Consider the following 20,183-nt stretch of genomic DNA (forward strand, 5'->3'; position numbering starts at 1 on the left):
TTATGAAAAATAATGAAAAGCAAGATACTTTTTCTTGGTATGGAGTTAACTCAAGAGGTAAGAAGCTTGAAGGCGAGCTATCAGGACAGAGCATTGCCTTAGTTAAAGCACAACTTAGAAAACAAGGCATTACCCCCTCTAAAGTAAAACGCAAACAAAAGCCTCTTTTCGCGGCTCGTATACAAAAGATCACTGCAAAAGATATCGCATTAATCACACGGCAAATAGCGACCATGCTGATGGCCGGTGTGCCTTTAATACAATCAATCGAAATGATTGGTTCTGGCGCTAAAAACAAAAGTGTTGCCAAGCTGATGGAAGGCATAGGCGACGAAGTCAAGGCTGGTGCTCCATTATCCCAAGCTCTTCGCAAACATCCCCGCTATTTTGATGATTTATATTGTGATTTAGTAGCCTCAGGTGAGCAATCGGGTGCTCTTGATAAAATATTTGACCGTGTTGCGCTTTATAAAGAAAAAGCCGAAGCGCTAAAATCAAAAATTAAAAAAGCCATGTTTTACCCTATTGCGGTGTTAGTGGTGGCTTTAATTGTCACCTCTATCCTACTTATTTTTGTGGTACCGCAATTCCAAGATATTTTTAACGGCTTTGGCGCAGAGCTTCCCGCATTTACCTTGATGGTGATCGGTATTTCAGAGTTTATGCAAGAATACTGGTGGATGATACTTATCGCGCTAGTTGCTTTTGGATATGCCTATAAAGAAGCCCTTTTAAAAAGTAAAAAACTCAGAGATGCCAACGACAGAGCGATATTAAAGCTCCCTGTTGTAGGTATGATTTTAAATAAGGCAGCGGTTGCGCGCTATGCACGAACACTCTCAACCACCTTTGCAGCTGGTGTGCCATTGGTTGATGCCTTAGATTCAGCGGCCGGTGCCTCGGGTAATGCTGTGTATCGCTACGCTATTTTAGAAATTAAAGCCGAGGTGAGCTCAGGTAATCAAATGAACTGGGCCATGCGTAACTCAAAAATATTCCCCGACATGGTTGTACAAATGGTCGCTATTGGCGAAGAGTCAGGCTCATTAGATGGGATGCTTGCCAAAGTCGCGACTATTTACGAGCAAGAAGTTGATGATGCGGTCGATGGCCTTTCAAGTTTACTTGAGCCTTTAATAATGGCTGTATTAGGTGTGCTTGTTGGCGGTTTAATTGTGGCTATGTATTTACCAATTTTCCAATTAGGTTCTGTTATCTAGTTACCATTCGGGTGTGGTTAATTAAACGCGATGTAAAATCGCGACTACGCCCATGTAGCAGCGGGTTTACCCCGCGACTATGTATAAAGCACATTGGTACTGGTAATTAAACGCGATATAAAATCGCGACTACGCCCTTGTAGCAGCGGGTTTACCCCGCAACAATTTATAAAGCGTATTGGTAATGACAATTTAAACGCGATATAAAATCGCGACTACGCCCATGTAGCAGCGGGTTTACCCCGCGATAGTTTATTGCGCTTGTGATGCACAAAAAGTTTTAGGTAGTTTAATGCAAAATTTCTTTCTTGATATTGCCACTGTAATGCAAAGCCAACCGTGGTTTTATTTTTTAACTGTTGGGCTGGTTAGCCTGTGTATTGGCAGTTTTTTAAATGTGGTAATTTATAGGTTACCACTGATGATGAAACGAGAATGGCAATCGGAATGCCGTGTTTTATTAGCTGATGAATTACCATCTCAAAATACCACAGAGCAGGCACCGTTTAATTTAGTTACACCAAATTCGACCTGTCCAAAATGCAAATCACCTATTAAGGTGTGGCAAAATATTCCTGTTATTAGTTGGTTATTACTTAAAGGTCGCTGTGGCAGTTGTAAAACAGCGATTTCTGTACGCTACCCAATCATAGAAATGCTCACTGCAGGGTTAAGCCTTGTGGTGGCATCACTCTTTGGTGCGACAGAGCTTGCCTTACTTTATATTTTCATTACTTGGGTACTTATTGCTTTAACATTTATTGATATCGATCATATGTTACTCCCCGACCAACTCACTCTTCCACTGGTGTGGCTCACCCTCATTGCAGCAGTAATGGATATCACCATTGCCCCTTCTGATGCCATTATTGGCGCAGCCGTTGGTTACTTGAGTTTGTGGAGTGTTTATTGGTTATTTAAGCTAGCAACCGGCAAAGAAGGTATGGGGTATGGTGACTTTAAGCTTTTAGCTGTATTTGGTGGCTTACTAGGTTGGCAATCAATCTTAACCATTGTATTGCTTTCAAGTGTGGTGGGCGCAATCATTGGTATTGCTCAAATTATTCTGCAAGGTAAAGATAAAACGACCGCGATTCCATTTGGCCCTTACCTTGCGATTGCTGGCTGGGTTACTTTACTGTGGGGTGAACAAATACAAGCTTACTACTTTAGCTATTTAGGTCACTAACTATGGCAAATTGGGTATTGGGGTTAACTGGCGGTATCGGCTCAGGTAAAAGTGCAATCAGTGCGATGTTCGAAAAGCTATCAATCACGGTGGTTGATGCAGATATTGTTGCCAGAGAAGTCGTGCTACCGGGTTCACTAGGGTTAAAACAGATAACAGCCCATTTTGGTGAAGACATTTTAACCTCAGAAGGTACACTAGATAGAGCAAAACTTCGTGCAATTATTTTCGAAAATGAAGCCGAGAAACAGTGGTTAAATGCTTTAATGCACCCACTAATTAGGGAGTCAATGCTTGCGCAATTAGCGCAGGCCACCAGCGATTATGTGATACTCGTTGCTCCTTTGTTATTTGAAAATGGTCTTGAACAGTATTGCTCACATACTTTATTAATAGATGTGCCTGTTGATGTGCAAATAGCCAGAACAACGGCCCGCGATAAAGTATCAATCGAACAAGCTAAGCAAATTATCGCATCGCAAATGTCGCGCGAAAATAAGCAACAAAAAGCAAACGATATTTTAGATAATAATCGCCCATTAACCGAGGTTGCCAATGATGTTAAAGCACTTCACCAAGGCTATTTGCAGTTAAGTGCCATGAGTTAATATGGCGTGGTTTTAACCTCAATTAAAGTTAAGAATAAATAACTAGCACAACTTATAAATAACTGACTTTATAGTGAATTTATTTGGCTATTTTGCCGAAATAGACAAGACTCATGTTACACCCTTCTTTTTTCTGATAAATTGTGACAAAAAAAGGATCAACCAAGGTGCGCAATGAATATTAACTCACCGTTACTTAGAAAATTTATTACTCTTGGCCGTATTGACGCAGAAACAGTAAAACTCAAGCAGCGTGAATATAACTCTACGGCTGAGCTTATTTCTAAAAGCTGCCAGATTGATGGCCATGAGCTTGCGGAGCAGTGCACCGATCTTTTTCGCGTTCCTTATTTTGATATTAAAGATTTTGATGTCTCGCTTATCAGTGAAGAGCTGATAAAAGAAAAACTAATTCGCGAACATCACATTCTACCGCTCATTAAAAAGGGCCGTAAACTTTATATTGCAGCCTCTGACCCTACTGACTACGGCGCATTTGAAAACTTTGAATTTAGTACAGGGTTATCATGTGAAGTGGTGGTGGTTGATTACAACCAGTTAGAAAATAAAATAGAACAACTGCTGGATGCAACAGGTGGTCTGCACTTAAGCGAAGATGAATTTAAAGAACTAGGCGATCTTGAAACTGAAAAACCTAAAGATATTTCAGGCAGTGATGAAGACAAAGACGATGCCCCTATCATCGTCTACATCAATAAAATATTGATGGACGCCATTAAAAAAGGCGCATCCGATTTACACTTTGAACCTTATGAACACCGCTATCGAGTGCGCTTTCGTATTGATGGCATCTTACATGAAATGGCCAGTCCGCCGAATAGCTTAGCAAGTCGTTTATCAGCACGTATCAAAGTGATGTCTCGCTTAGATATTGCAGAAAAACGTAAACCTCAAGATGGTCGTATTAAACTAAAAATAACAGAGCGAAAAAGTATCGATTTTCGTGTCAGTACCTTACCAACTCTTTGGGGCGAGAAAATCGTTATGCGTATTCTCGACTCATCAAGTGCCATGCTCGGTATTGATGTACTCGGTTATGAACCAGAGCAGAAAAAACTCTACATGGATGCCCTTGAGCAACCACAAGGTATGATATTGGTAACCGGCCCAACGGGTTCTGGTAAAACCGTATCGCTTTATACTGGTTTAAATATTCTCAACCAGCCTGAGCGCAATATCAGTACCGCCGAAGATCCCGTTGAGATCAATCTTGAAGGCATTAACCAAGTGCAAATCAATCCAAAAGCAGATATGACCTTTGCCAATGCCTTGAAAGCCTTCTTACGACAAGATCCCGATGTGGTTATGGTGGGTGAGATCCGTGACCTTGAAACTGCTGAAATCTCAATCAAAGCAGCGCAAACAGGCCACTTAGTTTTATCTACTCTGCATACTAACTCGGCACCAGAAACCTTAACCCGTTTATTAAATATGGGTGTGCCTGCGTATAACGTAGCAAGCTCAATTAGTCTTATCATTGCACAGCGTCTAGCGCGTCGTTTATGCCCTAAATGCAAGACCCCAGAAAAGCTCCCCGATGAAGAGCTTATTCGCCAAGGTTTTGATAAAGACACATTAAGTGAAATTCAATTATTTGCACCTAAAGGGTGCGACAGTTGTACCGAAGGCTATAAAGGCCGTGTTGGTATTTATGAAGTTATGCAGATCACACCTGAAATAGCGCAAATTATTATGCGTGGTGGTAATTCGCTTGAAATTGCAGAGGTGGCGCTTAAATCTGGCTTTAATAACTTAAGACTGTCGGGGTTAAAAAAAGCAGCAGATGGTGTTACCTCTTTGGCTGAAGTAAATCGTGTGACGAGTTTTTAACTCGTGACTCGATTCTCACGCTGAGCTTTAGTAAGATCACCTAAAATGCATAAGCTTAATTGAGAAGAAAACCATGCCAACAGTTGTAAACTGCCCAACATGTAAAGCAAAAGTCGAATGGTCAGAACACAGTCCGCACCGCCCTTTTTGTTCAAAACGCTGCCAGCTCATTGACCTAGGTGAATGGTCGTTTGAGAATAATAAAATATCGAGCCATATTAGCAGTGCCAATGAGCTAAACCAAGATATGATTGAGGATATCGAAGCCATGCTTGCTAAAAATGATGACTCGTTTTTTAAAGAATAGTTTTCAAGCTCAAAATGTAAAAATGCGGCATTTAAGCCGCATTTTTTAATTATTTACTGTCTGAACGTTTATCTTTGCGCTCGCCATGTGGACGATGTTGACCTTTCTTGTGGGCTTTTTTACGCATATGCTTTTTAATTTCTTTGTAACTTTCACGCTGCTCAGCATTAAGAACTTGCCAAATAGCATGCTCTGATTTTAGTTTAATCAAAGCAGCTTGTTGTGTTTTTTCTTCACGCGCTTTAATCAATTCCATTGCTGCATTTTCATCAAACGCTTGAGTTGCAAGAAGCACATCCATCTTTTCTTTATAAGCCGCTCGATTAGCTTTCATGGTTTCTTTATCACCATGAAGTGCTTTAAATTGCGTTTTTTGCTCAGCAAAAATAGCTTTTAGCTGCGTTTGCTGATCTTCAGTCAGTTGTAATTTATCAATGCCACGCTCAGATAATAAAAAACGCGCGTGTGGGTTCATGCCACGGTGCATATCCCCTTTTGCCATAACAGGAGTTGCAGCAACACTGGCTGCTGCTAAACCACAAACAAATACGAATTTAGAAAGCTTATTTGAAATAGTCATAATCATTACCTTTTGTTGGGTTGTGCTCAATGCTTGTTTTGAGCTGATGAGTTAACTATACAAAGTTCAATGCAAAGGAACGCAAACCAGTGTAAAGGTTATGTAAAGATTCACTTTTACACAATTTACTAAGTAGAATAACCTTATAGAAACGAATAAGCAGGTGTCAGAATGAAACTATTAATGATCGACGACGATACAGGGTTGTGCGAACTACTCAGCGAGTACTTAACCGCACAAGGGTTTGCAGTAGATTGTTTTCATGATGGTGCTGAAGGCTTAGCGCACGCTCTTAATCACAATTACGAACTTATTTTACTTGATGTCATGCTACCATCTATGGACGGCTTTGAAGTGTTAAAACAACTTCGTCAGAAAAAGCTCACGCCTGTTATTATGCTGACCGCTAAAGGCGAAGACTTCGACCGTATTTTTGGCTTAGAGCTCGGTGCTGATGACTACATCCCTAAACCCTTTAACCACAGAGAGTTACTAGCTCGCGTAAAAGCGATAACTCGTCGTATCGAACACATTAATAGCTTATCGCAGCAGCAAACAAGCTCCCTAAGTGTAAATAGCATTCATATTAACCTTGCCACTCGCGAAGCCTCTGTGAATGAAAACACATTGAGTCTGACAGGCACTGAGTACGAGATTTTGGCCATGCTAGTTCAGCATGCAGGAGAAGTCATAAGTAAAGAGCAAATAAGCGAACAAGTTCTCGGCAGACGCCTTGCTCCCTTTGATCGCTCAATCGACATGCACGTCAGTAATATTCGTAAAAAAATTGCTGAGCATGTAAATAATGAACGTATTAAAACAATGCGTGGTAGCGGCTATGTGTTGATTCAAGGCGAGTAATATGAAGACACCTGATTGGTTTAAAAAACCACGTCATTATTTATTTTTAAAGATTTTTGCTTGGTTTTGGGTAACGGTTATCGCCACAATTACCACCTTAGTATTTTTAAGCAAATTAACCAGCAACGTAGGTAATGATGAGCTTCGCGGCCCCATGCTTAAAAACTTGCAATATACGGCAAAAAGTATTGAGCGTATTGTGGCTAAACATGGCAAATCAACACAAGAAGTCATTTCACATCCCCGCCTATCGAAACACAAGTTATTGTATTTAAATGGTGAAGTGCATGGTGTAGAAATGCTCAGTGAGCCTATTTCTAAGGACATTGACTTAAGTTTATTAAACTTTACCAAGCGTATGTCACCACAAATTATCTTTACCGATGAATACCAAGCTTATGGGCCTGTAAAAATCGATGTGCCAGAGGGAATATTTTTCCTTTATGAAATAGATGAAAAGCGTAAAAAGCCCTTCTTTGTTGGTCTTTGGCTTATGCCAACGTGGTTAAAAATCATTATTGCGGTAATCGCCTCACTTATGTTGAGCTTTTTCTTTAGCCGCAATCTGATAGCCCCTATCAACAGCCTTAAAGAAACAGCCAATAAGCTTGCGCATGGCGACTTAACGGCACGTGCTGATATCTCTAATTCACGACAAGATGAGTTGGGCGTATTAGGGCGCGACTTTAATACAATGGCAACACAGCTTGAGCAATTAATTAGTGCGCAAAAACGTTTACTTGCAGATATTTCTCATGAGTTACGTTCTCCGTTAACGCGTCTTAAAATGGCAACAGGCCTTGCACAGATGCAAGCAGAAGATGCACAACAAGCCTATTTAGAGCGTATTGAAAAAGAGGCGAATCAGCTTGATAAAATGATTGCAGATGTTTTACAGGTATCTCGCCTTGAAGCAAAAAGTCAGACTTTATCGCTAAGTACACAGTCGATACAGGTTATTATTGATCATGTTTTAAATGATGTTCGCTTTGAGGCAAACCAGTGCAATAAGCACCTCAGCGTTGAGGGAAAAATTGAAAAAGAAGTGCCTTGTGATGAAACACTCATCGCCAGTGCACTTGAGAATGTGCTACGTAATGCAATTAAATATGCTACTCAACACATTCATCTAATACTGTCTGAATCTGATGCGATTTACATTACCATTTGTGACGACGGTAAAGGGGTTGATGAAGCCAACCTTGAAAGATTATGCGAACCTTTCTTTCGTCAAGAGCATGCTAGGGATAGAAATACAGGAGGTACAGGTTTAGGGCTTGCGATTGCCAAAAATGCAATTTCAGCCCATGATGGTACGCTAATACTCGAAAACCAAGAACAAGGCGGGCTTTGTGTTAAAATTCGCCTGCCAATAAAGAGCTAAGTATGTTTTATAGTGATGAAGCCAACCTTACTAATAACACAACCAAAATAAACACGTTTTTTTCAGAGCAGTTACAACAAGACTTTTTAACGACCCGTTATGGCACTTTATATTATGGATTTGCAATTCCACAGCAAGCAACGACAGCAATTATAATTAGCAGTGGTCGTATCGAGTCATTATTTAAATATAAAGAGCTTTTGTGGGAGTTATACCAAAATGGCTATGCCGTCTTTATTGTTGACCATCAAGGCCAAGGACGCTCTTACCGCCTTTTAAAAAACACACATAAAGGCTATGTAAACCGTTTTAGCGATTACGCTGACGACTTTGCTACATTCAACGAAAAAGTGGTACAAACACACTGGCAAGGCAAACAGGTTTTACTTGGCCATTCTATGGGCTGTGCGATTGCTTATGACTTTTTGTCACGTTATCAACATACATTTTCAGGGGCATTTTTATCAGCGCCTATGTTTGATATTTATACCAAAGGCACCCCAAAACCCCTTGCTAAACTTGCCGCGAAAATAGCCTCTTTAATTGGCCTTGGCCGCAGTTATGCGTTTGGACAAAACAATTATTTACCCGTCGACTTTACCGTAAATGAGCTTACAAGCAGTGAAGTGAGGTATAAACAGTTCAGAGAGCTTTACTTAGCAGAGCCTGATTTACAATTAGGTGGCGTGACCTATGGCTGGCTAAACGCCTCTTTTGATTTCATTGCCACACTCGTAGACAGAAAAGTGTCGATCCCTCTTTTCATTGCCAGTGCAGAGCAAGATACCGTTGTTGATAACGCCGCACAATTTGCGCTCACACATAGGCAAAAAAAAGCACGCTTAAAAAGCTACCCACATGCACGCCATGAGTTGTTATTCGAGCGAGATGAGATAAGACACACTGTGCTCACTGACTTTTATCAGTTTTGTGATTCACTGTAAGGTGGTTTTTTAACGACAGAAAGCGGATCTAAGTGCATTAATATGTCCATTTCACAGTCGAAATAAGCCTTTATCATCGCCTCCACTTCATCTGCGACTTGGTGTGCGCGAATAAGGGGTAAGTTGTCTTCAAGCTCTAAGTGCATCTGAATAAATTTAATTTTACCACCTTGGCGTGTACGAATATCATGAGCGCCAAACACCTCTTTATGGCTATTTACAATACTCAGAATTTCCGCTTTTTCTTCATCAGGTAGCTCTTTATCCATTAAGTGGTCGGCACTGTCACGGGCAATATCCCAACTGTTATAAAGTAAGTAAACAGCCACACCAATGGCAAAAAGGGGATCGGCATAGGTCATGCCATACTTAGCTAACAGTATCGCGATTAATACCGCGAGATTAAGAATTAAATCGCCTTTGTAGTGAATTGAATCTGCCTTAATAGCGATTGACTCAGTGTGATTAATCACCTTGGTTTGCACAAATACCACAACTAAGGTACATACTATCGCAAATAGACTCACCCAAATACCTAAACTTGAGTGCTTTAGCGTAACAGGGTTGATCAGCCTTTCTATCCCATGAAATGCTAAAAAGCAGCCTGAGCCGGCAATAAAAGCAGCTTGTGCCAGCCCCGCAAGAGCCTCTGCTTTGCCATGACCAAAACGATGATCATCATCAGCAGGACGCAACGCATAGCCAAGTACCAAAAAGCTCATTAGGGATGCTGTGATATCCATTAATGAATCGGTTAACGAGCCCAACATAGACGCAGAGCCAGAGGCTAGCCATGCCCAGCTCTTTGCAGCAATCATCAAACTCACCATCATAATCGTAACAAGACTGGCGGTTCTGACCCAAAACTCATAACTACGATGTTTCACAACAACTTACCTTTAGATATTATCAATCTTGAGTATATCATCTTTTTATTCTAGTTCGTGTATACTCAGCTGCAGATCATATTGTTTAAAAATGAGATTCAAATGCTTGATATTGTGTTGTACCAACCTGAGATCCCACCTAATACAGGTAATATCATTCGCTTATGTGCAAATACAGGTTACGCTTTACACCTTATTGAACCACTTGGGTTTGAATGGGATGATAAACGTGTAAAACGCGCAGGGCTTGATTATCATGAATTTAGTCATGTGCAACGTCATGCCTCTTTCGAAGCCTATCTTGAGAAGTGTCAGCCTAAAAAAGTTTATGCTTGCACGACGAAAGGCAGTCAGTTTCATCACCAAGCCCAATATCAACCTGGTGATTGTTTAGTATTCGGTCCTGAAACCCGGGGCTTACCTGATGAACTAATTCAATCTTTGCCTAAAGAGCAACGAGTACGGATTCCAATGCAAAAAGACAGTCGAAGTATGAATTTATCTAATTCAGTGGCCGTATTTGTCTATGAGTCTTGGCGTCAGCTGGGTTTTGTGAATGGCCAATAAGTTATTGATAAACGTATCTAATAAAAATTCATTAATTTTTTAGCGCGACTCTTTTTTATGAACTAACCTAAATAAGTTAAGCCTGTTCCTAAAGACGAGTCTAGATGCGCTTTTTTACTGTTTTATTCAGCATAACTTTAATGATGCAACATTCTGTTAGCGTTGCATCATCAATCGCATCAAACTTATCTAACAGTATCCCTCTTCTACTCTTCCTTATCCTACTGGCCATCATTGGGCTTTTTATTGCCGTTATTCATAATCAAAAAAGTCAAAAAATGATGTTAATTGATGCGCTCCTATCACAGTCGAAAGATGCGATTTGGGTCAGTGATGAACACTTCAAAATCATTGAAGTGAATAACACGTTTTGTGAAATTTCGGGTTATCGTAAAGAAGATGTCATGGGCAAGGAGTTTAAAGCCCTCACTAAAGATGGCAGAGATCGGCAACTCGAACAAATGATCCAACAAGAGTTAGTACAAGATGGTTATTGGTCAGGTGAAATTTGGAACTTACGCAAAGATGGTCAGCCATATGCACTTGATTTGTGTATTACCAAAGTGGCAACACCTAAATTTCCAAGGCAATTTGTTCGCTATGTAGGTTTATTTGCTGATGTCACTGCACGTAAAAACCATGAGCGGACAATGCTTAGACTCACCACAAAAGACACGGTTACAGGGTTATCAAACCGCACTATTTTTATAGAATCGTTAGATAAAGCAATCAACGCCTGCAATGACAAATACCCGAGCCTTCTCATTTTATTTATAGATCTGGACAACTTTAAAAAAATTAACGATTCACTTGGTCATACAGTAGGCGACATGCTTTTAAAGGAAGTCGCTTGTAGACTAACGAATGCACTTAACTCAGGTTTTACTATTGCTAGATTAGGTGCTGATGAGTTTGCAATTTTAGTCCCTCCCTACCTTTACTCCGATAAAACCATTTTCTTTGCCAAAAAAACCGCTGATTTAGTACTTCGACAATTTAAAACACCTTTTATGCTTGATGGTTTCGAAACATCTCTTTCCGCTTGCTGTGGAATCGCAATCTACCCTGAGAATGCGTATAACTGCGAAAACCTAATGCGTAGCGCTAACAGCGCCTTAAATCATGCAAAAAAAATAGGCCGAAATACATATCAGTTTTTTGATAAAGAGCGTCATACCCTCGACCCAACAGAGCTCACAAAAGAAAGTGCGTTATTCAAGGCTATTACTAACAATGAGTTCGAACTTTATTTCCAGCCTAAATATGATGCTCAACACAACCGTTTGTATGGTTTTGAGGCCTTAGTTCGTTGGCCCCAAGAAGATGGAAGTTTAATTAACCCTGATGAATTTATTCCTTTAGCGGAACAAAATGGCGCGATTATCCCCCTTACCCAACTACTACTCGCGCAGTTACTAAAACAACTCGCAGCTTGGCGACATCAAAATCTTGCCTTTGGAAAGGTCGCGATTAATATTTCTGCCCTACACTTTCAGCAAAGTAATCTAATCGATACATTAGTTGATAACTTAGCTAAGTTTGATGTACCAGCATCATGCTTAGAACTTGAAATAACCGAAAGTGCCATGATGGAAAACCCACAATTTGCAGAGCAGCAAATGAGGCGTATTAAATCGCTGGGTGTGCAAATAGCGCTAGATGATTTTGGCACGGGACATTCATCGTTAAGCTATTTAAAACGTTTTCCTATCGATACGTTGAAAATTGATAAGTCATTTGTCAGAGATATTGCTAAAAATGAACAAGATAGAAATATCACAGCGACGATTGTCCGCCTAGCAAAGTATTTGAATATTAACGTTGTTGCGGAAGGAATTGAAACACAAGAGCAGGCGTACATGCTGCACATAATGGGGTGTCACTGTCAGCAAGGTTACTACTACAGTAAGCCGCTCAATGTCGAGCAGGTCAATGAATTCATCAAAAATAAATTGACTAAGCAATTAACTTAAAAACAAAAGCGCGATATAAAATCGCGCTTTTTAATGTCTATAGTTGCTCTTTATAACCTACTCAGATTTTTGTTCACGTCCGAGTAGCGCCATTGCTGCTTCTTTTACATTTTTGTTTTCGTACAACACTTTGTAAATTTGCTCAGTGATTGGCATTTCAATACCTGTACGCTCAGCTAACAAATACACTTCTTTCGTGTTTCGATAACCTTCAACCACTTGACCAATTGATTCTATGGCAGCTTCAACCCCTTCACCTTTGCCAAGTGCTAAGCCAAAGCGTCGATTACGCGACTGGTTATCTGTGCAGGTTAGAATTAAGTCACCTAACCCTGCCATCCCCATAAAGGTATCTGAGCGAGCACCCAAAGCACAGCCTAATCGACATAACTCTGCAAGACCACGAGTGATCAGCGCAGTTCTCGCATTGGCACCAAAACCAAAGCCATCCGACATACCGGCACCAATCGCAATAACATTTTTAACCGCACCACCGAGCTGAATACCAATAAAATCGTCATTGTTATACACCCTAAAAGAGCGTCCACAATGCAATAACTCGGCAAGTTGCTTTGCAAAGTCACTGGATGTTGATGACACAGAAATTGCAGTAGGTAGCCCCATCGCCATTTCTTTAGCAAAAGTAGGCCCAGACAACACTGCAAGCGGCATATCATCGCCTAATTCCTGCATCGCAACTTCTTGCAATAAGCGTCCTGTATTTGGTTCCAGTCCTTTGGTAGCCCAAGCTACTTGGGCACCCTCTTGCAACCATGGCTTTATCTGCTGTAGTGTTGTAGCAAATGCATGGCTTGGCACAACCACAAGAATAATCTTGCTGGCCTTAACCGCCGTTTCGAGATCAGATTCAAGTGAAAGGGTTTGTGGAAAATCCACATCAGGAAGATAACGTTGATTCTTTCGCTCAGCTGCAAGCGTGGCAACGTCATCGCTATTTCGCCCCCACAAAGTCACTGGGTGGCCATTTCTGGCAAAGCAAATAGCAAGGGCGGTGCCATACGACCCCGCCCCTAAAACTGTAACAGCTGATTGTGCTGTAGTCATTGCTTATGCGTCTGCTTGAGCCTGTTGCTCTTGAGCTGCACGTTGTTGCATGTACTGAGCAAACAATGCATCAAAATTAACAGGCGCTAAGTTAAGTTGTGGGAAAGTACCACGGTTAACTAAGTTTGAAACTGCTTCACGTGCATACGGGAACAATACGTTCGGGCAAAATGCGCCTAGCATATGTGCTAATTGAACTTCTTCAACTTCACCAATAGTGAAAATACCCGCTTGTTGGATCTCACATAAGAAAGCTGTTTCTTCACCGATTGATGCAGTAACAGTCAGAGCAAGAACAACCTCAAAAACACCTTCTTCTAACTTATTTGAACGAGTATCAAGGTCTAACTTAACTTCAGGCGTCCATTCTTTTTGAAAGATAGCTGGTGAGTTTGGTGTCTCAAAAGAAACATCTTTTGTATAGATACGTTGAATTGTGAATTGAGCACCTGCTTGTTGTTCTGCTGCTGCGTTCTGGTTTTCTTCGTTCATTGTAATTCCTAACTTGTATTCGTTTTTATAATAAATTTTAAGCGTTCAGCTTAGCGTCTAATAGACCTTGTGCTTCTATCGCCATCATGTCGTCGCAACCGCCAATATGTTCATCATTAATAAAAATTTGCGGCACTGTATAACCACCATTGGCTTTGTCGATCATTTCGTCACGACGTTCAGGATGCTCACCAATGTCAATGTTCGTATAACTTACACCTTTACTGTCTAGTAAAGCTAATGCGCGTTGGCAAAAAGGGCAGTACGCCTTGGTGTAAAGAACAACATTACTCATAATAAATCCTCTATTGGGCTGCTACGTGATGCTATTAGCGACCGGTTGTCGTTGGTAAACTGGCCGATTGCCAAGCACCCATACCACCCGATAATACATATACACGTTCAAATCCTGCTTTATGCATTGCAGTTGCGATACCTGAGGCGGTCATGCCCGTGGTACATACTAGTATAATGGGTTTACTCTTGAACTTTTCAAGGCTTGAAAAATCAGATTGTTTTGCCTTTTCTGAGCTTAGGTGTGTTGCTCCAGCGATATGACCTGAGTTAAATTCTTTTTGAGCTCTAATATCAACAACTTGGCCATCTTCACGGTTAATCAACAAAGTCACTTGTTGTGGATTAATTTGACGAATTGCTGAAAATTTACTTTTAAACCAGCTACTGATAAGCATTGCCACCAATGCAAGCCAGATAATGCTCAATATCGGATGATTTCCGACAAATTCAATGTATTGATCCATGCGTTTTCCACTAAGATATCTACGACCACGGCGACTTACCATGGGGTTATTAAAATATGCCACGCAAGTATACGTGCTTGAATCGAAAATACTAGAGCGTGAAATATTTTAATATGACATATTGATAGCTGATCAAAACCATAAAACACGGTATGCTAATGGTATATAAGTGCCAATCTTCAGGAGCGATAATGACAGAGCATAAAAAACCATTGGTATTAATGATCTTAGACGGTTGGGGATACCGTGAAGACACAGAAAGTAATGCAATACTTGCTGCTAATACCCCTGTACTCGATGAACTTTGGGCAACGCGTCCTCATACACTCATTTCAGGGTCTGGCCTTGATGTTGGTTTACCGCAAGGGCAAATGGGTAACTCAGAAGTGGGTCATGTTAACTTGGGTGCTGGCCGCATTGTCTACCAAGATTTTACGCGTATCACTAAAGCGATTGAAGATGGTGAGTTCGCTCACAACCCTGCTCTTGTTGAAAACATCGATAAAGCAGTCAACGCAGGTAAAGCTGTTCATATCATGGGACTTTTAAGCCCTGGTGGCGTTCATAGCCATGAAGATCATATCGTTGCTACTATCGAGCTTGCAGCGAAGCGCGGTGCCAAAGAAGTATACTTCCATGCTTTCTTGGATGGTCGTGATACGCCACCACGCAGTGCAAAAGCCTCTATTGAGCGAATTGAAGCACTATTTGCAAAACTGAACTGTGGTCGCTTAGCAACCTTAGTGGGTCGTTACTATGCAATGGATAGAGACAACCGCTGGAATCGTGTCGAAGCTGCTTATGATGTTATGGTGAGTGGTATTGCAGGTCACAGTTTTAGCGACGGAGTGAGCGCACTCGAAGCCGCCTACGAACGTGATGAAAATGATGAATTTGTCGCGGCAACAACAATTGTGCCTGATGGCCAATCAGCAGTAGAAATTAACGATGGTGACACAATTATTTTTGCCAACTTCAGAGCTGATCGCGCTCGTGAAATGACCCGCGCGTTTGTTGACGCTGACTTTGATGGTTTTGAAAAAAAGAAAGCTCCTGCTCTTAGTGGTTTTGTAATGATGACAGAGTACGCTGCCGATATTAAAGCCCCTGTTGCATTCGCACCAGAACCTCTAACGAACGTATTAGGTGAATGGCTCGAGAAGCAAGGTAAAACGCAACTGCGCATCTCTGAAACAGAAAAATATGCACACGTCACCTTTTTCTTTAGTGGCGGCCGTGAAGATGAATTTGTTGGCGAGACTCGTGAACTAATCCCATCACCACAAGTGGCAACTTACGACCTGCAACCTGAAATGAACTCAGAAATGCTAACCGATAAACTTGTTGAAGCAATTGCCAGCGGTAAATACGATGCCATTATCTGTAACTACCCTAACGGCGATATGGTTGGACACTCAGGCGTATTCGAAGCGGCTGTCAAAGCATGTGAAGCAGTTGATCACTGTATAGGCCGTGTAATTTCTGCACTTGAAGAGCACGGTGGTGAAGCGTTAATTACAGCTGACCACGGTAATGCCGAGCAAATGGCCAACCCTGCAACGGGTCAAGCACATACAGCCCATACCAGTGAACCAGTTCCCTTTATTTACGTGGGCCGTGACGCGACAGCTCACGATGGTAAAACACTGAGTGACGTTGCTCCAACAATGCTTCACTTAATGGGTCTTGAGCAGCCAAGCGAAATGACTGGCAAACCAATTATGACGCTGAAATAAACAATGAGAAAACGTATTAACCACTTCCTAAAAACTGGTTTAATACTGGCTTCATTAGCAGGAACAGGAGTTGCTGCTAATGAAGATCAAACCAAAAAAGACCTATCCGAAATTCAATCAGCTTTAGAAAAATCGCAAGCTGACCTTAAAGGACAGAGGAAGTCTATTTCTGACATGCGTAGTGCACTTCGTAGCCACGAGTTAGAAATAGCTAAAAATGCAAAAGCGCTGAATCTCGCTGCACAATCAATTAAAGAGAACGAGCAACAACAAGCTAAACTTCAAAATAAAGCCAAACAATTAAAGCAAGAGCAAGCTGAACGTCAAGCTGTGCTAGCAGCCCAACTAAAAAGTGCTTATATGTCTGGTGGCCATGATTATTCAAAAATGCTCTTAAGCCAACAAGACACGGCAAAAATTGAGCGCACACTCAGTTACTATAACTACTTAAATAAAGCACGAATAGCGCAGCTTGAAGAGCTTAAGGCGCTACAAATCAAAATTGCGGATAACCAAGCAGAACTTGAGCAAACCAAGTTGCGTCTTGTTGAATTACATAACGAGCAAAAGGCGCGACAACAAGCACTTGTCAGCGCGCAACAAGACCGTAAGAGCAACCTCAACAAATTACAATCAGCCCTAAAAGAAACAAAAAGCTCAATTGATTACCTCAAAGAAAATGAACAAACGCTTATCACCGCCATAGAAGAGTTAGAAAGAGAGCGCTCAAAAAAGGTTGAGCTACTTGGCTTGCAAAACAGTAAAGGCAAACTTGACTGGCCAACAAAAGGAAAAATTCGTTACAGCTTTGGACAGCGTAAACACGGTAATATTGACTGGAAAGGCGTTCTCATTGGCGCTAGAGAAGGTAGTGATGTCAAAAGCGTGCAAAATGGGCAAGTTGTCTATGCAGACTGGTTAAATGGTTTTGGCTGGGTGATTGCTATTGATCATGGCGATGGTTTTATGAGCTTATACGGCCACGCCCAAACTTTACTTCGTGATGTGGGCGATCTTGTCAGAGAAGGCGAAATTATAGCCTTAGTTGGCCAAAGCGGCGGACAATCAGATCCTGGTCTATACTTTGAAATACGCCATAAAGGACGCGCAGTAAATCCTGTAAAATGGTGCAGACGTATTTAATTGATTAAATAGCTGCACCCTATGAGGAGCAGCTGATGCTAAACACGACTTACCCATTTAAATTATACTCTCCTTCAGCCAAGCTATACACTTGGCTGTCATTTCTACTGCTTATAGCCTTCGTATATTTATTGCTGCAACCGTCTTTGGTCAATGCTAAACCATCACTTAAAGCGCTTCATACACAGCAGTTAAATGAAATTCTATTTAATATACATACCTATTATGTGGATGATCTCAAGTTACAGAATACCTTTATTACTCAACCCGATAATCAACAAATTGAAGCCTTATTTGAGCGCTTAGACCCCTACTCAAAATACTTAGATGAAACAGAACTAGACGCCATTTTCAGCAGTACGAGCGGCCGCTACACAGGCATTGGCATAGAAGTAAAAATAGAGCAAGGACATGTCGTTGTTGTTAATACTATTAGCAACTCCCCCGCTGCACTAGCAGGATTAAAAGAAAACGATAGAGTGATTGCTATAAATCAACAGCCTATCGCTAATAAAAGTATGAGTGAAATAACAAAGCTTATTCAACAAAGTGGTCAATCAGCGGTAGATGTTTCAGTTTTACGTGAACAAGATACCCGGCTCAGTTTTTCTATCAAACGCCAACAAATCAACTTAGAAAGCGTGCAGGGCTACCTTGCAGACACCGGTGTTGCTCTGTTAAGTATCAATACATTCAACAACCATACCCTGCACGATGTTGCGCGTGAAATAGCAAAAATGCAGATGAATAACGGATTTCCACTATCAGGACTAATTATCGACTTGCGTGATAACCCTGGAGGCACATTGCAGGGTGCCATTGAAGTATCTGATTTATTCTTGGATACCGGAGTTATCGTCTCAACCAAAGGTCGATTTAATGAAGCAAATCAACATTATCAAGCGCATGATGGCGATATCCTAAATGGCGCCCCCATTGCGGTATTGATAAATGAAAACTCAGCGTCTGCAGCGGAAATATTAGCAGCAGCCCTTAGAGATAATGAACGAGCAACACTGATCGGAGAGACAACTTACGGTAAAGGCTCGGTACAATCACTCATCCCTCTAGGTAATGGCAACACAGCACTTAAATTGACGACTGCTCGCTATTACACCCCAACGGGTCAGTCAATAGAAGGAAAGGGAGTCACACCTGATGTGAGTATAAATCAAACAATGCTTTCAGAAATTAACCAAGACGCTATAATAAAAAACATCCAAGAGTTAGCTTTATTCAGCTCACTACTTGATAGACAAGATAAAAAACAACTCACTGCCCAGCAACTCTTAATCGTGCAGTAAGTGAGTGCCTACATGGAAAAAATAATTACAACAAGTGAAGTTATTAAAAGGGTTACTACTCGCAGTATGTTTGCCAATGTTTTGCTCTGCAAAACAAATTGCTATCGTCATTGATGATATAGGCTACCACCAACGCGATCTTGATATTTTAAACTTACCGGGGCAGGTCACTTTCTCAGTCTTGCCCCATACACCCTATGCCCAAACGTTTGCTGAACGCGCCAGTAAAATAAATAAAGAACTTTTACTACACATTCCTATGCAGGCTCTCGATAATAGCAAAGCACTTGGACCTGGCGCTCTCACTGAATCGATGAGCAAGTCAGAATTACAAGCCACACTTGGGCACGCACTTGCATCGCTTCCACAGGTAAAAGGTGTAAATAATCACATGGGATCAGAGCTAACACAGTTAACAGAGCCCATGAAATGGACCATGGAAGTTTTAAAAAAACGTGGTTTGTACTTTTTAGATAGCCGAACAACAAGTCAAAGCGAAGCACAAAATGCCGCTAACTTTTACGGTGTAGCAAATGTCTCAAGGCATGTATTTCTTGATAACGTAGTGACAACACAGCAATTGACACAGCAGCTTGAAGAACTAAAAGTTAAAGCCGAACACTTTAACTATGCAATAGCGATAGCCCACCCTTACCCAGAAACCGTTGCTTTCTTACAAGAAGCCTTACCTGAGCTAGAAAAACAAGGTTATGAACTCGTTCCCTTATCTCAACTAGTTGAAACCAAATATATTCAGCTTGCCAAAGCAGAGCAGAAGCAAGGTGAATAGTACCCCCACTCCTATTGGCTGTAGTGAGCGAATTTAATACTGCTACGTTAACTACTGCGATGAAAAGTCGCGACGACACACAAAACCCGCAGCTTGTCTGCAACGGCTTCATTGTCTTGGGCGGATTTTTCCGCGTCATTAGCTGTCTATTCGCTCATAGAGCGCACGATGTAAAAGCGCGACGACACACGTGTTGGGGCGAGCTTATCGCGTAGCAGCGGGTTTATTCCGCGTCATGAGGTGTCTATTCGCGGATAGAGCGCGATGTAAAATCGCGACCACACACGAAAAAACCCGTTGCATTACTGCAACGGGTTTCTCTAATTAGGAGCCATGGTGCGCTACGCAGTAGGATGTCCTACTTTCACATGGCGAATGCCACACTACGCCTACGAGGATAGAAGTAGTAGGGTCTTGGTTGGGTGTTTTATTTTTCTACAGGCAACAAAAAACCCGACTCTTTCGAATCGGGTTTCTCTAATTAGGAGCCATGGTGCGCTACGCAGTAGGATGTCCTACTT

General features: G+C 41.4%; 20 protein-coding genes. 14 read left to right on the forward strand and 6 right to left on the reverse strand.

All coding sequences use genetic code 11. The features are described from left to right. Positions 1–2 precede the first annotated feature (2 nt). From L3V41_RS17350 to yacG, 5 genes are all read left to right on the forward strand, one after another. The gene (locus L3V41_RS17350; protein ID WP_237128179.1) at positions 3–1,220 is read left to right on the forward strand and encodes a type II secretion system F family protein; all 1,218 of its coding nucleotides are present in this window, start codon (positions 3–5) and stop codon (positions 1,218–1,220) included. A gap of 292 nt (positions 1,221–1,512) precedes the next feature. Continuing rightward, on the forward strand, positions 1,513–2,409 hold the full coding sequence (locus L3V41_RS17355; RefSeq protein WP_276574709.1) for an A24 family peptidase: 897 nt from the start codon (positions 1,513–1,515) through the stop codon (positions 2,407–2,409). Between the two features lie 2 nt (positions 2,410–2,411). Beyond that, a complete protein-coding gene (gene coaE / locus L3V41_RS17360; RefSeq protein WP_237128180.1) occupies positions 2,412–3,017 on the forward strand; it encodes a dephospho-CoA kinase in 606 nt (201 codons plus the stop codon). 174 nt (positions 3,018–3,191) lie between these two features. Continuing rightward, positions 3,192–4,868 (forward strand): type IV-A pilus assembly ATPase PilB, encoded by a 1,677-nt coding sequence (gene pilB, locus L3V41_RS17365; RefSeq protein WP_062570063.1) that lies wholly within the window; start codon positions 3,192–3,194, stop codon positions 4,866–4,868. 73 nt (positions 4,869–4,941) lie between these two features. Next, positions 4,942–5,175, forward strand: coding sequence for a DNA gyrase inhibitor YacG (gene yacG, locus L3V41_RS17370; protein WP_237128181.1), 234 nt, complete (start codon positions 4,942–4,944; stop codon positions 5,173–5,175). A gap of 49 nt (positions 5,176–5,224) precedes the next feature. On the opposite strand, the gene L3V41_RS17375 is transcribed toward yacG, so the two are convergent. Next, positions 5,225–5,755, reverse strand: coding sequence for a Spy/CpxP family protein refolding chaperone (locus L3V41_RS17375; RefSeq protein WP_062570061.1), 531 nt, complete (start codon positions 5,753–5,755; stop codon positions 5,225–5,227). Positions 5,756–5,926: 171 nt separating this feature from the next. Here L3V41_RS17375 and L3V41_RS17380 point away from each other — a divergent pair, with 171 nt between their 5' ends. From L3V41_RS17380 to L3V41_RS17390, 3 genes are read left to right on the forward strand one after another with little or no spacing between them, the layout of a single operon-like run. Then, the gene (locus L3V41_RS17380) at positions 5,927–6,616 is read left to right on the forward strand and encodes a response regulator transcription factor (RefSeq protein WP_062570060.1); all 690 of its coding nucleotides are present in this window, start codon (positions 5,927–5,929) and stop codon (positions 6,614–6,616) included. Position 6,617: 1 nt separating this feature from the next. Next, positions 6,618–8,000 carry an ATP-binding protein gene (locus L3V41_RS17385; protein ID WP_237128182.1) on the forward strand — a complete coding sequence of 461 codons (1,383 nt, stop codon included), beginning with the start codon at positions 6,618–6,620 and terminating at the stop codon, positions 7,998–8,000. A 2-nt stretch (positions 8,001–8,002) separates the two neighbouring features. Next, on the forward strand, positions 8,003–8,944 hold the full coding sequence (locus tag L3V41_RS17390; RefSeq protein ID WP_237128183.1) for an alpha/beta fold hydrolase: 942 nt from the start codon (positions 8,003–8,005) through the stop codon (positions 8,942–8,944). Here the strand turns inward: L3V41_RS17390 and L3V41_RS17395 are convergent. Continuing rightward, positions 8,923–9,831: a cation diffusion facilitator family transporter gene (locus L3V41_RS17395; protein WP_193988317.1), complete on the reverse strand. Its 909-nt coding sequence runs from the start codon at positions 9,829–9,831 to the stop codon at positions 8,923–8,925. The two genes, L3V41_RS17390 and L3V41_RS17395, sit on opposite strands and share 22 nt — an antisense overlap. Positions 9,832–9,933: 102 nt before the next feature. On the opposite strand from L3V41_RS17395, the gene trmL reads away from it, so the two are divergent. Together trmL and L3V41_RS17405 are read left to right on the forward strand one after the other, a co-directional pair. After that, complete coding sequence (gene trmL, locus L3V41_RS17400; protein ID WP_054550977.1) at positions 9,934–10,398, forward strand: tRNA (uridine(34)/cytosine(34)/5-carboxymethylaminomethyluridine(34)-2'-O)-methyltransferase TrmL; 465 nt, start codon at positions 9,934–9,936, stop codon at positions 10,396–10,398. Positions 10,399–10,538: 140 nt separating this feature from the next. Continuing rightward, a complete protein-coding gene (locus tag L3V41_RS17405; RefSeq protein WP_167346350.1) occupies positions 10,539–12,371 on the forward strand; it encodes a GGDEF domain-containing phosphodiesterase in 1,833 nt (610 codons plus the stop codon). A 57-nt stretch (positions 12,372–12,428) separates the two neighbouring features. Here the strand turns inward: L3V41_RS17405 and gpsA are convergent, their stop codons facing one another. The 4 genes from gpsA to L3V41_RS17425 are packed head-to-tail and all read right to left on the reverse strand — an operon-like array spanning position 12,429 to position 14,689. Beyond that, on the reverse strand, positions 12,429–13,436 hold the full coding sequence (gene gpsA, locus L3V41_RS17410) for an NAD(P)H-dependent glycerol-3-phosphate dehydrogenase (protein ID WP_062570057.1): 1,008 nt from the start codon (positions 13,434–13,436) through the stop codon (positions 12,429–12,431). Between the two features lie 3 nt (positions 13,437–13,439). Further along, positions 13,440–13,928 carry a protein-export chaperone SecB gene (gene secB / locus L3V41_RS17415; protein ID WP_062570056.1) on the reverse strand — a complete coding sequence of 163 codons (489 nt, stop codon included), beginning with the start codon at positions 13,926–13,928 and terminating at the stop codon, positions 13,440–13,442. A gap of 37 nt (positions 13,929–13,965) precedes the next feature. Then, positions 13,966–14,223: a glutaredoxin 3 gene (grxC, locus tag L3V41_RS17420; RefSeq protein ID WP_062570055.1), complete on the reverse strand. Its 258-nt coding sequence runs from the start codon at positions 14,221–14,223 to the stop codon at positions 13,966–13,968. Positions 14,224–14,257: 34 nt separating this feature from the next. Beyond that, complete coding sequence (locus L3V41_RS17425) at positions 14,258–14,689, reverse strand: rhodanese-like domain-containing protein (RefSeq protein ID WP_062570054.1); 432 nt, start codon at positions 14,687–14,689, stop codon at positions 14,258–14,260. A gap of 191 nt (positions 14,690–14,880) precedes the next feature. Here L3V41_RS17425 and gpmM point away from each other — a divergent pair, with 191 nt between their 5' ends. The 4 genes from gpmM to L3V41_RS17445 all read left to right on the forward strand — a co-directional run bounded on the left by gpmM (position 14,881) and on the right by L3V41_RS17445 (position 19,662). Continuing rightward, entirely contained in the window at positions 14,881–16,425 is a 1,545-nt protein-coding gene (gene gpmM, locus L3V41_RS17430; RefSeq protein WP_062570053.1) for a 2,3-bisphosphoglycerate-independent phosphoglycerate mutase, read from the forward strand. Between the two features lie 3 nt (positions 16,426–16,428). After that, complete coding sequence (locus tag L3V41_RS17435) at positions 16,429–17,568, forward strand: peptidoglycan DD-metalloendopeptidase family protein (protein WP_237128184.1); 1,140 nt, start codon at positions 16,429–16,431, stop codon at positions 17,566–17,568. A gap of 35 nt (positions 17,569–17,603) precedes the next feature. Beyond that, entirely contained in the window at positions 17,604–18,872 is a 1,269-nt protein-coding gene (locus L3V41_RS17440) for a S41 family peptidase (protein WP_237128185.1), read from the forward strand. A 76-nt stretch (positions 18,873–18,948) separates the two neighbouring features. Next, positions 18,949–19,662, forward strand: coding sequence for a divergent polysaccharide deacetylase family protein (locus L3V41_RS17445; RefSeq protein ID WP_062570050.1), 714 nt, complete (start codon positions 18,949–18,951; stop codon positions 19,660–19,662). Positions 19,663–20,183 lie beyond the last annotated feature (521 nt).

It is taken from the genome of Pseudoalteromonas sp. L21, assembly GCF_021728035.1.
Classification (GTDB): domain Bacteria; phylum Pseudomonadota; class Gammaproteobacteria; order Enterobacterales; family Alteromonadaceae; genus Pseudoalteromonas; species Pseudoalteromonas arabiensis.